This is a genomic window from Staphylococcus croceilyticus (genome assembly GCF_002902575.1).
Lineage (GTDB): Bacteria > Bacillota > Bacilli > Staphylococcales > Staphylococcaceae > Staphylococcus > Staphylococcus croceilyticus.
On record NZ_PPRD01000008.1, the window covers coordinates 1 to 18276 of the forward strand.

The 18276-nt window shown below is 33.0% G+C and carries 16 protein-coding genes and 1 pseudogene; 9 read left to right on the top strand and 8 right to left on the bottom strand.

Annotation, left to right across the window (positions count from 1 at the left end; all coding sequences use genetic code 11):
* Positions 1 to 28: 28 nt before the first annotated feature.
* The gene (locus CD128_RS01485; protein WP_103328323.1) at positions 29 to 787 is read left to right on the top strand and encodes a DeoR/GlpR family DNA-binding transcription regulator; all 759 of its coding nucleotides are present in this window, start codon (positions 29 to 31) and stop codon (positions 785 to 787) included.
* A gap of 104 nt (positions 788 to 891) precedes the next feature.
* Here CD128_RS01485 and CD128_RS01490 read toward each other — a convergent pair whose 3' ends face one another.
* Together CD128_RS01490 and CD128_RS01495 are read right to left on the bottom strand one after the other, a co-directional pair.
* Positions 892 to 2601: a DUF262 domain-containing protein gene (locus CD128_RS01490; protein WP_103328324.1), complete on the bottom strand. Its 1710-nt coding sequence runs from the start codon at positions 2599 to 2601 to the stop codon at positions 892 to 894.
* A gap of 126 nt (positions 2602 to 2727) precedes the next feature.
* Positions 2728 to 3921: an NADH-dependent flavin oxidoreductase gene (locus CD128_RS01495; protein WP_103328325.1), complete on the bottom strand. Its 1194-nt coding sequence runs from the start codon at positions 3919 to 3921 to the stop codon at positions 2728 to 2730.
* A gap of 237 nt (positions 3922 to 4158) precedes the next feature.
* On the opposite strand from CD128_RS01495, the gene CD128_RS01500 reads away from it, so the two are divergent.
* The 7 genes and pseudogenes from CD128_RS01500 to CD128_RS01530 all read left to right on the top strand — a co-directional run bounded on the left by CD128_RS01500 (position 4159) and on the right by CD128_RS01530 (position 9021).
* Positions 4159 to 5160: an LLM class flavin-dependent oxidoreductase gene (locus CD128_RS01500; protein WP_103328326.1), complete on the top strand. Its 1002-nt coding sequence runs from the start codon at positions 4159 to 4161 to the stop codon at positions 5158 to 5160.
* A 21-nt stretch (positions 5161 to 5181) separates the two neighbouring features.
* Entirely contained in the window at positions 5182 to 5523 is a 342-nt protein-coding gene (locus CD128_RS01505; protein WP_103328327.1) for a glycine cleavage system H family protein, read from the top strand.
* Entirely contained in the window at positions 5524 to 6324 is an 801-nt protein-coding gene (locus CD128_RS01510) for a protein-ADP-ribose hydrolase (RefSeq protein ID WP_103328328.1), read from the top strand.
* A pseudogene (locus tag CD128_RS01515) lies at positions 6308 to 7269 on the top strand (SIR2 family NAD-dependent protein deacylase). The gene CD128_RS01510 and the pseudogene CD128_RS01515 overlap by 17 nt, the downstream one beginning before the upstream one ends.
* Entirely contained in the window at positions 7229 to 8251 is a 1023-nt protein-coding gene (locus CD128_RS01520) for a lipoate--protein ligase (protein WP_103328330.1), read from the top strand. The pseudogene CD128_RS01515 and the gene CD128_RS01520 overlap by 41 nt, the downstream one beginning before the upstream one ends.
* Positions 8252 to 8479: 228 nt before the next feature.
* Positions 8480 to 8821, top strand: coding sequence for a hypothetical protein (locus tag CD128_RS01525; protein WP_103328331.1), 342 nt, complete (start codon positions 8480 to 8482; stop codon positions 8819 to 8821).
* A gap of 11 nt (positions 8822 to 8832) precedes the next feature.
* The gene (locus CD128_RS01530; protein ID WP_103297346.1) at positions 8833 to 9021 is read left to right on the top strand and encodes a helix-turn-helix transcriptional regulator; all 189 of its coding nucleotides are present in this window, start codon (positions 8833 to 8835) and stop codon (positions 9019 to 9021) included.
* A 191-nt stretch (positions 9022 to 9212) separates the two neighbouring features.
* Here the strand turns inward: CD128_RS01530 and arcC are convergent, their stop codons facing one another.
* The gene (gene arcC / locus CD128_RS01535) at positions 9213 to 10142 is read right to left on the bottom strand and encodes a carbamate kinase (RefSeq protein ID WP_103328332.1); all 930 of its coding nucleotides are present in this window, start codon (positions 10140 to 10142) and stop codon (positions 9213 to 9215) included.
* Between the two features lie 18 nt (positions 10143 to 10160).
* Entirely contained in the window at positions 10161 to 11159 is a 999-nt protein-coding gene (gene argF, locus CD128_RS01540) for an ornithine carbamoyltransferase (protein ID WP_103328333.1), read from the bottom strand.
* Between the two features lie 967 nt (positions 11160 to 12126).
* Here argF and CD128_RS01545 point away from each other — a divergent pair.
* Entirely contained in the window at positions 12127 to 12906 is a 780-nt protein-coding gene (locus CD128_RS01545) for a CPBP family intramembrane glutamic endopeptidase (protein ID WP_103328334.1), read from the top strand.
* 529 nt (positions 12907 to 13435) lie between these two features.
* On the opposite strand, the gene CD128_RS01550 is transcribed toward CD128_RS01545, so the two are convergent.
* The 4 genes from CD128_RS01550 to CD128_RS01565 form a co-directional block, all read right to left on the bottom strand.
* Positions 13436 to 14263, bottom strand: a complete 828-nt coding sequence (locus tag CD128_RS01550) for a CPBP family intramembrane glutamic endopeptidase (RefSeq protein ID WP_103328335.1) — start codon at positions 14261 to 14263, stop codon at positions 13436 to 13438.
* Between the two features lie 36 nt (positions 14264 to 14299).
* Positions 14300 to 14635, bottom strand: coding sequence for a helix-turn-helix domain-containing protein (locus CD128_RS01555; RefSeq protein WP_103328336.1), 336 nt, complete (start codon positions 14633 to 14635; stop codon positions 14300 to 14302).
* A 240-nt stretch (positions 14636 to 14875) separates the two neighbouring features.
* A complete protein-coding gene (locus CD128_RS01560; protein WP_103328337.1) occupies positions 14876 to 16501 on the bottom strand; it encodes a hypothetical protein in 1626 nt (541 codons plus the stop codon).
* Positions 16502 to 16511: 10 nt separating this feature from the next.
* Positions 16512 to 18167, bottom strand: coding sequence for a hypothetical protein (locus CD128_RS01565; protein ID WP_103328338.1), 1656 nt, complete (start codon positions 18165 to 18167; stop codon positions 16512 to 16514).
* Positions 18168 to 18276: the final 109 nt, after the last annotated feature.

An 18276-nucleotide genomic window follows, 5' to 3' on the forward strand; every position in this document is an offset into this window, starting at 1 on the left:
TATTTATAATTATTAAGAGGGGGGAAACATGAAAAAATTTCAAAGATACCAAAATATAATTAATATGTTGACTTCTTATAAGCAAGTAGAAGTTAAATCTCTTGCTATTAAATTTGAAGTGACAGAAGAAACCATAAGAAGAGATTTAGAATATTTAGAAACCCAAGGAGTTTTAACAAGAACTCATGGAGGAGCAATTATAAAAAATAATAATGATCTTCCTTATAGATATAGATCTACCAATAATTTAGATTTCAAAAAAATTATTGCCGAAAAAACAATTCCATTAATTAAAGATTTTAATACTTTAATGGTAGATTCAAGTTCCACTGCTTTAGAAGTAATAAGATTATTATCTAGTAAAAATCTCACTCCAGATATAATTACGAATTCAATTAATTTATTGTATGAATTTTCCGATACCAACATTAATTTTATTTCTACTGGAGGTACTTTAAGTAAACATTCAGGTACATTGGTAGGAGCGCAAGCTATAGAAGTTTTAAAAAATTATTTTACTAACGCTGTTTTATTAAGTTGTAATTCTATGACATTAGAAGGATTTAGCGTTGGAGGAGAAGAAGAAGGATTGACAAAGAAAAAAATGCTTCAACAAGGAAATATAGTACTTATGTTAGTGGATTCTTCTAAATTTTGTATTGATAAGCCTTCTTTTTTTAAGTTTGCAGATTTTAGTCAAATAGATTACTTAATTACCGATAAAAAAGACATTCCTAACAAATTTCTTAAAATCTTAAAAGATAATAATGTAGAAATTATTAATTAACATAATCCACAAATTCGACTAACTAAAATATATATTTACTAATACAAATTGATAATAAAAACCATGACATATTATCAAATATATGTCATGGTTACTATTTGAAATTAAAATAATTTTAATACATCCTGAATTAAGACTTCATTTCGATTAATGATATCTTCAATATTCCATGTGTCTTTATTTGTGTCTATTGATTTATTAAGCTCTAAATCTAATTTTAGTCCTACTTCCGTATCTTTATCTTTAAAGTCTATTTTTTCTTTAAATTTTCTGTTCCCTAATTCGCTATTATATGGAGTTAAAGTTAAATTACCTAATAAATGCACATATTCCTCTTGTACTTCATTAGCTTTTTCTCTATCATCTGGACTAATCATATCTTTCCATTCATCTAATAAATTAGGTCCTTGAGGTAATATATGTTCAATTGACCAAATCAAACTTCCATTATTTGTAAACTCGTCTAATGTATCTTTTCTAGCTTTATTAAAATAGTCACCAAGTTCTCGTTCCAATGAAATAAGAATAAATCTAGTTGTTTTTTTATTTTTATCATATATTCCATCTTTTAAACTTTGTCTAATCAAATCATCGTTTGGTTTTATCTTAGTTACATGATTTTCAATATGTTCAACTACTTGTTTTCCTCGTAATTGATTATTATAAATGTAATTTTTTAGATTTAATAAGTCGTTTCTTAAGTTTGACGCTTTCGGAACCAATGCTATATTACGGCGAACAAATAATTTAATTAAAATAGAAACTATTTTTTCTAAGTGAGTATTAGATAATTCGTAGGTTTCTTTATGTGTATAAAGATTTAATAACAAGGGATATGAAGTAGTTGCATCTAATTTAGCAAGACCTGACAAATTAAAACTATAATCAGTTTCATTGTTAGAAATTTCATTATAAATTTTAGCTCTATAAATTAACTTATCTATGTATTGAGCTCCTTGATTTTTAAATATTTTTTCATATTCTTTTACTATTCTGCCCTTCGTCAAACTTTGACTAGTCGAATAATTTTCTAAACCATCATAGTTATTTAAAATAAATTGTCTTAGTTTAGTTTCATTTACTTCATCTTCTTTTTCAAAAAGTGATTTCAGTTCATTCCACTTTTCAACTTCTCCTCCTCTAGAAATATAAATATTTTTTAATAAATCAAGCGGAGTTAAAGGCAACCCTTTTGAATTCAAACTTGCAAACACTTGATAAGCGTCACTTAAATCCGGAACTGATATTTGTAATAATTCAATATTAATTAATTTATTATAAAATTCTAATGTTTCATCCAAGTCATGCAATTTTCCAGTTAATTCGTTTCTAATAAAATCGTATCTTTTAAATAGTGTATATCTTTTCCAACCACCTGGTTGACCATCTTTCAATATCTTAACTAAATTTTCCCAAACTTTTTTATCATTATCTAACAAATGTAATCTAGGCTCTTTATCATTTAACAAAAATTTTTTAATAGTTGCTTTAGCATAAACATACTTTTCTTCAACATCATCTGTTTTTTCTACTAGCTTAAAATCTTGTAACCTTTCATGTAGAGCTAATAAAAATAGAGATAATGTTGTTAATCTTTGTTGCCCATCAATAATATTATTTTCCTCTTCAGTATTATTAATTAACAAGTTACCTACATAATAACCTTTTTCTTCAACTTTAATGTCATTGAACAACATATCAATTTGTTCTTCTTTCCAAGAGTAATTTCTTTGATAAACAGGAACTGAATAATCAACGTCACTATCAGGTTGCAACAGTTGATGAAGTGTTTGCGTTTTCGGAGTTATTTTCATTTTATCACCTCAACATTTTTATAATTTAATTAGATCATATTATTTATATTAAGTAAATTATGTATATTACATGATAAAATATAAATTAAATCCACATTAATTTTAAAAATTAATGTGGACCTACTATTAATCTTCATCATAATTTTTTTCGAGTTTGCGTAGTTCGTCACGTGTCTTCTTCTGCAAGCCTTCGCCGTAATCCATCATTTGGACAATGTCTTTAAATGCAGCATGCGGAATAGCCAATTCATCTAATTCTTCAGGTTTCACATGTAAATCAATGTCGTCTTCGTGTTCTTCTGCTAATTTGTGTACGAAGTCGGGCTCTGTTACGAATGGTGATGACATGCCTACCATATCTGCATTGTTCAACGCATCTAGTGCAGTGTCTGGAGAATTAATACCACCACTCGCAATTAACGGCACACGTCCATCTAAATATTCGTACACTACTTGGTTCACACGGCGTCCGTAATGCTCGCCTGGTGTACGTGTTTTATTTTGATAAATATTGCGTCCCCAACTCGCGATTGCCAAATATTGAATATTTGCGACTTCTAACACCCAGTCCAAATGTTGATTAAATTCATCAATAGTATAGCCTAAATCACTACCTCTGGTTTCTTCCGGTGTCGCTCTATATCCGAAAATGAAATCGTCCGGCGCTTCTTGATCAATCACATTCTGTACTGCTTCCATGACTTCTAAGCCAAAACGCGCTCTATTCTCTAGCGTATCCACGCCATATTCATCATGACGTTTATTAGAGAATGTAGAGAAGAATGTTTGAATTAATAAGCGTTGTGCCACAGAGATTTCGACACCATCAAATCCAGCTTTAATTGCACGTGATGTCGCCTCTGCATATTGTTGAATAACTTCATGAATTTTCTCAACCGACATTTCTAATACATTGTGTTTAATTGGCGAATGTAATGTCATAGGACTTGGTCCGTACACCTCGCCATAATTCATAATTGCTGTATTTGAGAATCTGCCGGCATGTGCGAGTTGAATAATCGCTTTATTGCCATCTTGTTTCATAGCTTGGGCCACTTTTTTCAAACCTGGGATACAATCATCGTCAGAAATATTAAAACCATATTCGAATAATTGACCATATGGTTCAATATATGCGGCGCCTGTCACTTGTAAAGGTGCTGAGCTGGCACGTCGCTTAGCATAGCGTATATCTTCCTCTGTAATATGCCCTTCTTTCGTCGAAGAATTCGTTGTCATTGGAGACAGCACGAAACGGTTAGCTAATTCTATGCCATTAGATAAAGTAATTGGTTGTAATAAGGGTTGATATTGTGTCATTATCGACATCCTCTTTCGTCCATGTTGTAGTATTTCCAAAGTAACACGCCACATCTCAATACTCAATCGACTTGTTTGTGAACACCTTCCATTCCCTTTTCGAAAATGAAAAACATTGCCTGGGAAATCCTTCTCGATAGCCAAGCAAAATTTAACAAAAACTATGTAAACACGTTAAAATAGGGGTGGGTATATAAATCAAGGGAATGGTACTTTACAGTTGGAGATGAGTGTCCGATGGAATTCAGTATTTTAGATTATGCCATGATAGATGAAGGCAAAGACGCAACACATGCGTTGCAAGATACAACAAGACTTGCGAAGCTCGCTGACGACTTAGGTTACAAACGTTTCTGGTTAACAGAACATCATGATGTGCCAGCCTTTGCGGGTAGTAGTCCTGAGTTACTGATGATGTATCTCTTAGGACAAACTGAACGGATTAAGTTAGGTTCTGGTGGCGTTATGTTGCCTCATTATAGTCCGTTTAAAGTGGCAGAGAATTTTAAGATGTTGGAGGCGTTGTATCCTAGTCGTGTTGACTTGGGTATTGGGAACAATCCTGGTACCGCGATAGTGAAACGCGCGATGGATGAGGATAAAACTGACTATCTTGATTACAGACAAAGTATTGAGGATATTCGCAGTTATTTAACGCAACCACCTGAGGAACAACGTGTTGGGAAAGTCATCGCGCAACCGCAGATTCCTCGCCATCCTGAAATGTGGCTCTTAAGTACGAGTCAACGCTCTGCCAAGTTTGCGGCTACTCAAGGTATGGGCTACACGCTGGGTACGTTTTTACTACCTAGCCAGGATAAAATAGATGCGACGAAAAACAGCGTTGCGACGTATCGCAGTCATTTTCAAAAAACAGAATTAAACATGGCGCCTAAGGTCATGTTAACGGCGTTTGTGATTGTGACGGATACGGAAGATGAGACACAGCAACTGTTGCATGCGCTTGATGTGTGGTTGTTAGGCAAACGTCAATTTGCGGAATTCGAGCGTTTCCCATCTATTGAAACTGCGCAGGACTATCAACTGAATGATCGTGACAAACGACTCATCGCACAACATCGCGCACGCATCTTAGCTGGCACGATAGAACACGTGAAACCACGCTTAGATGCGATGATTGAGACTTTCGAAGCAGATGAAGTCTTGGTCGTGCCATTATTACCAGGTATCGAACAACGATGCCGTACAATCGAATGCTTAGCACACGCGTATTTATAAATAGAGAAAGGATGTTATGAAATGGCTAAATTAGCTAATTATTTATATGTAGAAAAAGTAGGAAACCAATATATCTATAGAATGACACCTGAACTTCAAGACGATGTAGGTACAGTAGGTTATGTTGAATTTATGGGCGCTGACGACGTGAACGTTAACGATGAAATTGTCAGCATTGAAGCATCTAAAACAGTATTAGACGTGCAATCACCACTTGCAGGTAAAATCGTGGAACGTAATACAAGAGCCGAAGATGAACCTTCAATCTTAAATTCTGAAAAACCAGAAGAAAATTGGTTAGTTAAATTAGAAAATGTAGATGAAGAAGCATACAATGCATTACCAGATCCGGATGACGAATAAATGGTAAATACACAAGAAGAACGTCTGGCTTATTTAATCCGTGCGATGTGGAAAGAAGCGTATGGAAATAAGCCGTTAGACTACCCTGACACTGCCGAGGCACAATGGGAGCTTTATCGTGGATTAGCTAACGTGCGTCCACCGAAGCCTGTGTCTTCGGCATTTTTAGAAGTACAAAATGCATATTTATCTACATTGAATAACCAACAAGACATTACACACATTGAAGATTTAACACCTGTTTTAGGTGAGCAACTTTATTTATGGCAAGGTGACATTACAACGCTTGCTGTAGATGGTATTGTTAACGCAGCCAACAGTCGTTTCTTAGGCTGTATGCAAGCAAACCATAATTGTATCGATAACATTATTCATACCAAAGCAGGCGTCCAATTGCGCTTAGCTTGTGCAGACATCATTGAGCAACAAGGTCGCAAAGAAGGCGTAGGTAAAGCTAAAATCACATCAGGCTATAATTTGCCAGCTAAACATGTGATTCACACAGTAGGACCACAAATTCGTAAACTACCCGTCTCTCAAATGAATAAAGATTTACTTGCACGTTGTTATCGCAGTTGCTTAGAATTTGCCGACAAACATGGTCTACAACACTTAGCGTTTTGTTGTATTTCAACAGGTGTGTTCGGTTTCCCACAAGATGAAGCTAGTCGCATTGCGATTGATACAACGTTAGCCTATCTACAAGAAACAGGTTCACCGCTTAAAGTCATCTTCAATGTGTTCACAGATAAAGATTTAGCATTATATGAGGAGGCTTTCGCTGATGACAACAGAGACTAATACAGATGCTAAGTGGCAGGCGCTTAAACTGTCTCGCCATGAGAACACTGAGCAATATGAAGTGTTAGCTCAATCTATTGATGAAGCCGATGCCGTTGTTGTGGGGATAGGCGCTGGGATGTCTGCGTCAGATGGCTTCACATATATCGGTGAGCGTTTCACGAAGCATTTTCCGGACTTTATAGAAAAATATAACTTCTTCGATATGTTGCAAGCGAGTCTGCATCCGTTTGACAGTTGGCAAGAATATTGGGCGTTCGAAAGTCGCTTTGTGAAGCTCAACTACTTAGATCAACCCGTGGGCCCATCGTATGTTGCGCTAAAAGAGATGTTAGCCGACAAAGATTATCACATCATTACAACCAACGCGGATAACGCCTTTGCAGTGGCTGATTATAATATGGATAAAGTCTTTCATATTCAAGGCGAATACATCCTTTGGCAATGTAGCCAACATTGTCATGCGCAAACGTATCGCGATGACGATGCGATTCGTGAAATGGTGGCCAAACAAGAGGATATGAAGATTCCATATGAACTCATTCCACATTGTCCCAAATGCGATGCACCAATGGAAATCAACAAACGTAAAGCGCAAGTTGGCATGGTAGAAGACGCAGATTTCCATGCACAATTAGATCGTTATAATGCATTCTTAGACGCGCACAAAGATGGCAAAGTGTTATATCTAGAAATTGGCATTGGCTACACAACACCGCAGTTTGTTAAGCATCCGTTTCAACGCATGACACGCCATAATCCAGATGCGGTATTTATGACTTTAAATAAAAAAGCCTATCGCATTCCAAAAAACATTCAAAACAGAACAATTCATTTAACTGAAGATATCGCCTCATTAATCATTAACGCACAAAGAAATTTAACAACTTAGGAGACGAGAACGATGTATTTAATAGAACCTATTCGAAATGGCCAATATATTGACGATGGTGCCGTAAACTTAGCAATGCAAGTTTATGTGAACAACCACATCTTCCTAGATGAAGACATCTTATTACCGTATTACTGCCAACCGAAAGTAGAAATTGGTCGCTTTCAAAATACGGCAGTAGAAATTAACCAAGACTATGTAGATGACAATGATATTAAAGTTGTACGCCGTGATACAGGCGGTGGCGCAGTTTACGTTGACGATGGCGCCGTAAATGTATGTTGTATTTTAGAACAAGATACGTCTATTTATGGCGACTTCCAACGTTTCTATCGCCCTGCCATTCAAGCGCTTCACAATTTAGGTGCAACAGAAGTGATTCAAAGTGGTCGTAACGATTTAGCATTGAACGATAAAAAGATTTCTGGCGCAGCTATGACGATTCTTAACAACCGTATTTATGGTGGTTACTCTTTATTGCTTGATGTCGATTATGAACCTATGGTGAAAGTGTTGAAGCCTAACCGTAAGAAGATTGAATCGAAAGGCATTAAATCCGTACGCGCTCGCGTCGGTCAAATTCGCGATTCCTTAGACCCGAAATATAAAGATATTACGATTGAAGAATTTAAGGATTTAATTATCATGCAAATTATGGGCATTGATGACATTAAAGATGCCAAACGCTATGAATTAACCGACGAAGATTGGGCGGGCATCGATAAATTGCTTGCTGAAAAGTATGATAATTGGGAATGGAACTATGGTCGTTCTCCACGATATGAATATAACCGTAACGACCGCTTTAGTTGTGGCACGATTGATATTACATTATCTATCGAACATAACCGCATTGCCGCTTGTCGTATTTATGGCGATTTCTTTGGCCAAGGCGACATTCACGATGTCGAAGAACACTTGCTTGGCACACGCATGGTCAAAGCAGATTTAATCGAACGTTTAAATAACATTGATTTAAATTACTATTTCGGAAAAGTCACTGCCGAAGAACTTACCGACTTTATTTTAAGTTAAATATGGTAGATTTTTAGAGGGTTGGGCGTCTAACTTCAGACAACCCTCACACTAACCTTATATAGTACAAAGCCTATGACTACGCATATTAGCTTATGTTGTAGGCTTTTTTGTTGAGAAAAGAGCGATTATCAATTCCAAATTTAAAATGTAAAAAGAATTTGACATTATCATTAAAGATGTTAACCTAAAAGTGTAAAAAACTTTTGACATTTAGAGGTGGAATGTATGCTTTATATCTTATTGTTCATCAGTGTTCTAATCTTTGGAATAATCTGGACTGTCATTACAAATAAGTTTCTCCCTAATGAAACACTTGATACTAAAGGCAAAGATGTTACTGGTTATGATGAGCGCCAACGTACTATGTTTTTAGAAATTTTTGCTAAAACATTTGTAGGATTAGTCTATACCTTTTTCATAGCTATGATTCTAAAGATATTCGCATTGTATCAAGGACGTCATACAATTTATCCATTTAATGAATTTCCTGAATTGGGCTATATATTAATTGTAGCTTTACTGTTAATCGGTAATTACCTTATAGTTAAGAAGAAATACACGCCTTAGGACTGATTAATTTGAAAAATAAAATACGAGACTATCGAAAAAAAATCGGCATGTCTCAAGATACATTAAGTAAGAATGTAAATGTATCTCGTCAAACGATTAATGCCATTGAAAATAATAAATACGATCCAACTTTGCAACTCGCATTTAAATTAGCCAAACAATTTGATACCACCGTAGATGACTTATTTACTCCTTAAAATATAAACAAAGGGTAAAACAAGCACCCGTCCCTTCACTATCGCTAATAGTGAGGGGATTTTTAAGCTCCCTTAATTTTCCCGAATCGCAAAAAACTTGAGCTTAAATATGTAAATTACATACATTAAGCCCAAGCTCGTCTTATTTATTATAAATATATGGGGAGTTATATAAATAACCGTTATTAGTGTTATTTCTTAATTAGTGTACCAATTTTACCTTCTAAGGCATCGCCTAAATCTGCTAGAGATGTAATTAACACGCTACCTTCAGGGTTCTTTTCAATAAATTGTAATGCTGCTTCAACTTTAGGAAGCATACTACCTTTCGCAAATTGACCATCAGCAATATGTTTCTCCATATCAGCGACAGTGACTTCACCTAAACCTTCTTGATTATCTTTACCGTAGTTAATATAAACATAGTCTACAGCAGTTAAGATAATTAATTGATCTGATTTCAGGTGAGCGGCTAATAAGGCACTGGTTTTATCTTTATCGATAACAGCGTCTACACCTTTATAATTACCTTGTTCCTTAACAACGGGAATACCACCGCCACCAGCTGCAATCACAAGAGTTTGATGCTTAATTAAAGTTTCAATACTATCCAATTCAACGATATTAATAGGTTGTGGAGAAGGTACAACACGGCGATAACCACGTCCTGAATCTTCTACAAATTGATAACCTTTTTCTTGCATCGTTTTATCTGCTTCTTCTTTAGAATAGAATAAGCCAATCGGTTTCGTTGGATTTTTGAAGGCTGGATCGTCACCAGCTACTTCTACTTGCGTAACTAGAGTGACTACTTGTTTATCAATGCCTAATGAATGTAATTCATTTAATAAACTTTCTTGTAATTGATAACCAATGTAAGCTTGACTCATCGCACCACATTCAGGGAACGGGAATGGTGGGCCTTGCTCATGCTCAGCTGCATAGTTTAGACCTAAGTTAATACTACCTACTTGAGGTCCGTTACCATGGCTGATAACAACTTCATATCCTTTATTAATTAAACTTACTAAAGATTTTGCTGTTCCTTTTACTAATTCTAATTGCTCTTCAGGTGATTGTCCTAAGGCGTTACCACCTAAAGCCACGACGATTTTAGACATAGGTAGGTCCCCCTTCGATTATTCTCCTAAAGTTGCAACCATTACTGCTTTGATAGTGTGTGCTCTGTTTTCTGCTTCTTGGAAGACTACAGATTGTTCACTTTCAAACACTTCATTCGCAACTTCCATTTCAGTTAAACCATATTTTTCTTGAATTTCTTTACCGATTTTAGTTTCTGTATCATGGAATGAAGGTAAGCAATGTTCAAAGATTGCACGAGGGTTACCCGTTTTTTCCATCATTTCTTTAGTTACACGGTAAGGTTCTAATAATTTGATACGTTCTTCCCAAACTTCTTCAGGTTCACCCATTGATACCCATACGTCTGTGTAGATAACGTCAGAACCTTTTACGCCTTTATCAATATTGTCAGTCACTAAGATTTCGCCACCGTTTTTAGCTGCGATATCTTTGCAACGATTTAATAATTCGTCAGTTGGGTTGAGTTCTTTAGGACATACAAGGTGGAATCGCATACCCATGATTGCTGCCCCTTGCATTAATGCGTTTGCTACGTTGTTACGTCCATCACCCACGTATGTGAAATTAATTTCGTGATAAGGTTTTTTCAAGACTTCTTTTGCTGTTAAAAAGTCTGCAAGTACTTGAGTAGGATGATCTTCGTCTGTTAAGCCGTTCCATACAGGTACGCCTGAATATTTAGCGAGTTCTTCCACTGTGCGTTGTGAGAAGCCACGGTATTCGATACCATCGTACATGCCACCTAATACGCGAGCAGTATCTTTAGCAGATTCTTTTTTGCCCATTTGGCTTCCAGTTGGTCCAAGATATGTCACGTGTGCGCCTTGATCATAAGCTGCTGTTTCGAATGCACAACGTGTACGTGTAGAGTCTTTTTCAAAGATTAAAGCGATGTTTTTACCTTTAAGTTTTTGTTGTTCTATTCCCACGTATTTCGCGCGTTTTAAATCTTCAGATAAATTCAGTAAAAATTCTACTTCTTTTTGTGAAAAGTCTAATAGTGTTAAAAAACTTCTGTTTCTTAAGTTTTGCATCTTGTACAACTCCTTTGTGATTTCTTTCACATTTATTGTAAGCGATTACAAAATATAATACAACACATTCTCAAATATCTAAAAAAATATTTATGTACAATTGACAAAATATTTACAATTACACGATATTTGAAATTTATTATGTATTTTGGCGTTACAATAAAAATGATTACCTGTATTTCTATAATTTTATTATTACACAAAATGTGCAATAAATAAAAATAATAAGTAAACGTTTCCCAACAATTTTTAATGTGTTATTAGTACTTTATAAAAAGGAAAATGTCAGTGAATTCATTTAATATATTTGAGTTCTAAGATAGATAGTCACTCACTTAAGTTGAGTCGCTTGCCTAGGGGGCTGGGTTGTAAAGAAATTCTTAGATGAACATCCACTCGTTTTTGTTGCGACGCTTTCTTGCGGGAAAGGCTCAAGCCTGTAGTCTTGAGGCTCTTTCTTTTCCGCCAAGAGTCGCGCAACAACACTCGTAGTTCATCTCTAGAATTTCTTACTTAAGTGCTTTAGCACTTAGGTTCATTAAAAGTATTACTCCCTCATTATCCCCAGCTTGCTTTGTTTGTAGGCTTTCTATGCGAAAGTCTTTGTGCTGGGCCCCCGCGCTCAACTACGTTTCGTTATCTATCTTAGAGTTGTTTAAATGGGCACTTTAACTTTTATATTCATACTTACAATACAACGCCATTCTTTATTTCTCTTACAGTCACTTACATTATTATTTTAATATTTAATAATTTACCGTCCCTTTTTGTTAATTACTTCCTTATCAACTATCACAACTTTCGTTAAAGCTATTTTCTAATTTTCAAATAATATTTATATCTAACGTAAAGTTTTTCTTAATTTTTTTGTGATTTACTAGGTACAAATTTGTATATGTTAATATAAATTATACGTGCATTTACATTTAATTTATGCAAAAAATATATTAGAAAGTAGGTTATTATTTTGGAACAAGTTGATTCATTAAATGAGCAAAATAATCAAATAAATGACAAATCGGTTAGACCTAAAGGAAATCGATTTCTTAATGTATTGATTTTCTTCTTTTTTATGATTTTTATACAATTACCAGCTATTCTAGCTTTAAGTACATTAGGATTGGCAGTAACTAATAAAAGTTTAGGATTAATCATCGGTTTGGCTATAGGTTTTATAATTCTTTCAACATTGGTTATATGGGCAGTAAGAACATATTATCGTCGTCATACATATGAAAATATTCATCAACCTTTAAAAGGTAAAGATATTGGTATCAATATTTTATGGTTTATTGGTCTTCGAATTATGATCGTAATAATGAGTATCTTAATGGTGGCTATTTACGGTCAACATCAATCTAATAATGATAAAGCATTAATGAAAAATTTAGAACGTATTGATACCTTAACACCCTCAATTGTTATTGCTTTAATAATATTTTTTGTAGCAATAACTTTTGTAGCACCTTATGTGGAGGAACATACTTTCCGAGGTATTTTCAAAGAAACTATCTTTAACAAAGGTTCATTTATTCTTCCATTTATATTATCCTCAGTTATCTTCTCTGCTAATCATGCTGCGGGAAATCTCATTGCTTTCTTAATGTACATGTTAATGGGGATGGGTTTGTATCTAGTATATAAACGTAGAGGAAGTCTAAAAGATAGTATACTTGTACATATGTTAAATAACGCTTATGCAAGCGTAGTACTCATCAGCGCTCTAATTTCTATTATCATGAAATAATTCTCTATGATAATTATTCACAAAAAATAAATATTAAAATTATACTTTTTAGTAATAAAAAGGTTTCAATTATTAATGGATGGGTAAAATTCAAATAGATACATAATAGAGTATCTACTCGGGGTTATTATAGTTTAGTTTTTTGAAGTATTGAAATGCGTATACTCCTCTCATTTCAAACAAATTACTCCCTAAATTTTGAGTAAATTCTATATTGCTAAGCATCCCAGCAAATAGAATGTTACTTTCCTGACATTTTATTAACACCCAAACATTTGTATTTTCCAAACTACCTATAATGGTGATGAATGCACTTATAGTCCTCCCAATGCTATAAGTGTATTTTTTATTTTTCAATATAAAACTACCGACACTAAGACAACTATCTTAATATCGGTAGTTCATTAAATTATATTTAAATATTTCCTCATTTGAAGTACAATATCGAGAAATGTTTATATTTTTTTGCTCATTTTCTGAGACATCTTTTAGACAAACATTCACATTGAAGGTATCTAAGTTAAAACCGTTATTGTGAATTTGAATGAGGTATTTTTATTAAAACAATTATTGCTATTAAAAACATAACTATTGAAATAACAGAAGCGCTATTACCGTAATCTCCACCTGTTATTAATATATTGTTGGTCTTGGTAATGTATTGAATAACGCCATAGTTTTCATTATGGTTTGTGACATGAAGGAGATCTGCCATGTTCCAGCATATATGTAAGAACGCACTTGCCCAAATAGACTTATATTTATACGCCGTTAACCCGTATAAAATACCTGCAATTGTTCCACTGGTTAGCAATAATATTAGACTTACTCCAGACATCCACCCGTTAAACAAATGTACTGAAGCGAATAAGATTGATGTAATTAGGATAGCCACTGTGATGTTTGTTTTCTTTTCAATGTAGCCCATTAACAAACCTCGTACTGTTAATTCTTCAGCTATTGGTGCACAAATACCTCCCAAAACAACAATTTCAAATAACATTTCTAGATATTCATTAGTGTCCTTTGTTTGAGTCACTTCAAAATGCCCTGGCACAAAGCAAATAAATATCAAAAACATTATTATTGGTATAAGCAAACCAATGATGATATAGCTTTTGTTGAACTGAAATTTATTGATACGATAATTCGCTAAATTGTCTTTAAACAATTTATTTATAACTAATTTGACGAATACAAAGGTTAAAATTACATAAGTTATTGCATGTAAAACTGTTTCAAATGAATGTAAATTTATTAAGTGCCATAGAATGGCTATATTTTGAGCCACTACTGTAAGGATGAAAGTTAGAATAATAACACCAATGATTTTTATACTTTTATTTAATAAAGACATAAGCAACCTCCTAAGTTATCTTAGGAAACCTATATTTTAACTTGTGAATATTTGAGAAATTGTGCCACAAATAATAATGACAATTATGAGTACAAACCACCATTTTTGAGATAAGAAGTCCCAAAAATTTAAATGTTGAGACGTTGGATTTACTTCCTCTTTATGAAGCGTAGTTTCTTCTCCGGTTAATAATTCATCCGTTGAAATACCAAACTTCTCAGCCAATTGAATAATCATTTGGGCATTTGGTTCAATCGTTCCTTGTTCCCATTTAGAGATAGTTTGTCGTGTCGTATGTAATTCAGTAGCTAATTGATCTTGAGTTAGATTATTCTTCTTTCGATGCTTTTTAATCTGTTCAGCAAGTTTCATTATATAGGTCACCTCACTTCAAACTTAGCAAGTTTATATGTAAATTTCCGCATACAAAATGGCGCGTTGTATTGATATACGTTAACATTCTGTATCCAAAATTTAGCATATCATGTTATTCATGTATTTAGTGTTTTATTGCAAAATTAAATAGAAAATAGCTCACTAAATGAACTTAATCATCTAATGAGCTTTAAGATTTATATATTTAATTTTTTGACGCGACTCTAAAGTAGATTATTAATTTGTAACCATTCTCTTCCATTCTTTTTCTAAATCTTCATCTAATTTTTTCAAATTAGATAAGTCACTATAAATGTTTACTGTTTCTTTGAAAGCAGCGATACCAAATCTCGTCCAAGCTACTAAATTCATTCTAGATAACATGAATACTAAATTTTGTCCGCCACCCGATCTTATAAATGCATCGATACCATCTACAGCACATAAAGCTCCATGTCCTACTAAAAGTAGTCTATCAATTTCTCTGCTAGTATTAATTTTAAGTATCTCTTTTAAAGGACGTTGATGATAGAATACTTCTTTAATACACCAAAACACCCTAATAAACAACTCGTTAAGTACTACGGGGATAGCTAAAGTAACGCCAAATCTAAAATCATAACCATTTGTGTAGGCATGTTCTGCTATTTTAGCAAATGTTACTGGGATTCCATCTTTATCTTTAACTTTTAAAGTAATTAATTGGGTTAATTCATAAAATGGCATTGGAATACCTGCACCTATTTTATTTTCATGTCCTCTAGTACCACTAGAGCCTCCTATATCAGACATTAAATGGCCTAGCCAATTTAACACTCCACACAGAATTTTAGATAAAAAGTCGCTACCTCTTAGTTCTATTTTATTTTCTTTTTGTGGATTTTTTATTATTTTTATTTTCCCTTGCTCAACCACAGAAGTAGTATCTAAAAACTGATCTAGGATAGAAAAGAATAAACCTATTATGTCTGGTTGATGTGCTAAAGATTTTAAATGATGATTCTTAGGGTTCATATTTAAATCTTCACTTGAAACTCCTAAATCTTTTGCATACCTTGCATCGTAAGGCACTTTAAATCTTTCTTCAAGATAACCAATAGCTCCCGCTACAGAGTCATATTTTTTCCTTGTATTTTTCACCAGTAGATCATGCTTTTTATCATATTCATAAACAAAATCAGTAAACTTCATAATTATATTATCCACTTTTTTATGAACATGTTTGTTCAGTTTTGAATCTTCTAACGCAGCTAATTGTTCCTTATTATAACCTTTCATACTTCTCAACCTCTGTTTTTTAGCTTTTAAAGGTTCACCAATTAAAAATACGTCAATCAATCCACTAAGAATTCCTGACAGAGAAGCAAATAAATAATCATATTTATCTAGTTTAAGAGGTGCTAAGTTATATTGATCGCGTACTTTAGCAATGATTCTACTTTTCTCTTCTTCCGTTAATAATTCTTCAAACGGATCTTCATTTAAACTAATATTGTATTTTTGAGCATAATCATAATTATTTTCAAGAAACTCATCCCAATTACTTCCAAACTCAACGGCATCTATTTTATTATATACTTTGCTATTCTTATCAATTAAAATTTGATCTTCTTTTGTGATTTTTAATGCGTTATTAACATCCGCTTTACTAATTTGACTAAGTGCTTCTTTATCCAATGACTCTGCTTGCAAAAGTAATTCATCTAACATTCTTGAATTATTATCAGTGATATTGCTAAGATTACTTGTTTCTTTTTCTAATTCAGTTACTCGTTTTCCGACATTCTCTTGTTGATGCCTATTAATTTTCAAAACATTCGCATATTTCTTTAATTCTTCATCACTAAATCCTTTATTACTCATAAAAGGTCACCTAATTTCTTAAGTTAGATAAAAAGTTTTTAGCTGTACTTTTAACAGTTGCAGTAGCATTTTCAGTTAAATTAAAGAAACCTAAACCTTCTAACGCAAGTACTAATTCATCCGCTTCTTCTCTAGTAATATTAAATTTCAATTTTAGATTTAAATCTTCATCTACTTCATAACATTCCAATACTTTTTCTTTTAACAATTCTTTATCTTCAGTATTAGCTAATTCTTCTAGCTTATCCATTTTAATTACTTGTGGTACTTTTACTAAAATATTTTCAGATTCAAAATGATCTACGCGATTAATAACTTCTTTTGAACCTTGACTTACGCTATTTAAAATTTTAGCAAGTTTTTGTATTTTAACAGTATTTTCATGTCCTTTTCTAATTTCTTCCATTAATTTATCTGTTATGTTGTTTACGTCCTCAATTAATATTTGAAGACTCTTTTGATTATTTGTAATGATTTCTTGTAACATTAATTCTCTTTGTTTATTATTTCTTTCATCATTTAATCCTGTTAGCTTTTTCATACCTTGATATGATGTGATTCCTAATAAAGCCAACACCCCGACACCCGTAAACATGCTTGAAAAACCTAGTATGCCTCCCATACCGAGAGTAGCCAAGCCACTTGTCATACCAATAGCGCTTACTCCAGCAGTACCAGACATATAGAGAGCAGCCATAGGTACCCCTACTGCCGCGGCTTTTGAAGACAAATCTTTAACTGTTTTTGTAATATCAGTATCATTTAATCTTTGATCTAAAATAGCTCTATCTTGATGATAAGTAATAACAAATAAATCTATTTCTTCTTTTGATACTTCTAATTCTTCAGCTAATGAAAAAATAAATTTATCTTGAATTCCTTCTTCATTACTATTTTCTAACATATATATTGAAATTAAATCTTTCATTAAAGATTGAATAATTAATGTTTGATCTACTTCTTTACATTGCTCAATCAATTTTTCTACTAATTCCATTGTATCTTCTTGGTTTTCATTACCAGACATATAACTACGAAGTTCTAATCTTTTCTCTTTATCTAAGTCAATTCTAACAACAAATGAAATAATTTCCGCATATTCCTTTGCATCAATGATATCGTCATTAAAGTAAGCATAATTACATAAAATTTTTACATAGTTTAACTTAGCTTCCTCATCCAATTCTTGTAAAGGTACAACTTGATTAGTTTCTACAAATTCTTCCTCTTCATTTTCATCTAGAACACTATTAATTATTTTCGCAAAAGCTTCTGCATTAACGTAATCGCTTAATATTTCTGAAAAATGATAATCAGAGCCATCCTTAAAATTTATAATATTGTAATCTTTAACTTTATCACTTTTTTCTCTCGCATCAACTTGAACATTGCTAATATTAGATAAGTATATCTCTTTAGGAGCTTCTAGCATTTCTTTAATAACCATTTTTTCTCCTGTAAAATAAATCCCTTCCTTACCTTTACCAGTTAAAGAAGTATCAAGTATAGCTATAATATATTCCTTTGATAATAAACCTTTCGAAGCTTTTTCAGCGTTTTCCAATACTTTATTAGATATATCTGGAGATATATGAGTTTTACTCATACTTCTTGTATTTACTGCTAATCTACTTGCTGATTCCTTAATAATATCTATATATTCCATAAATTTCTCCCATTCCAATTAAATTATGTATTTTATAAAAATATAATTTAGTATTACACTTTGATTTTACTATATTTTATTTATTGATAAATACTAAATTTTTATTTTT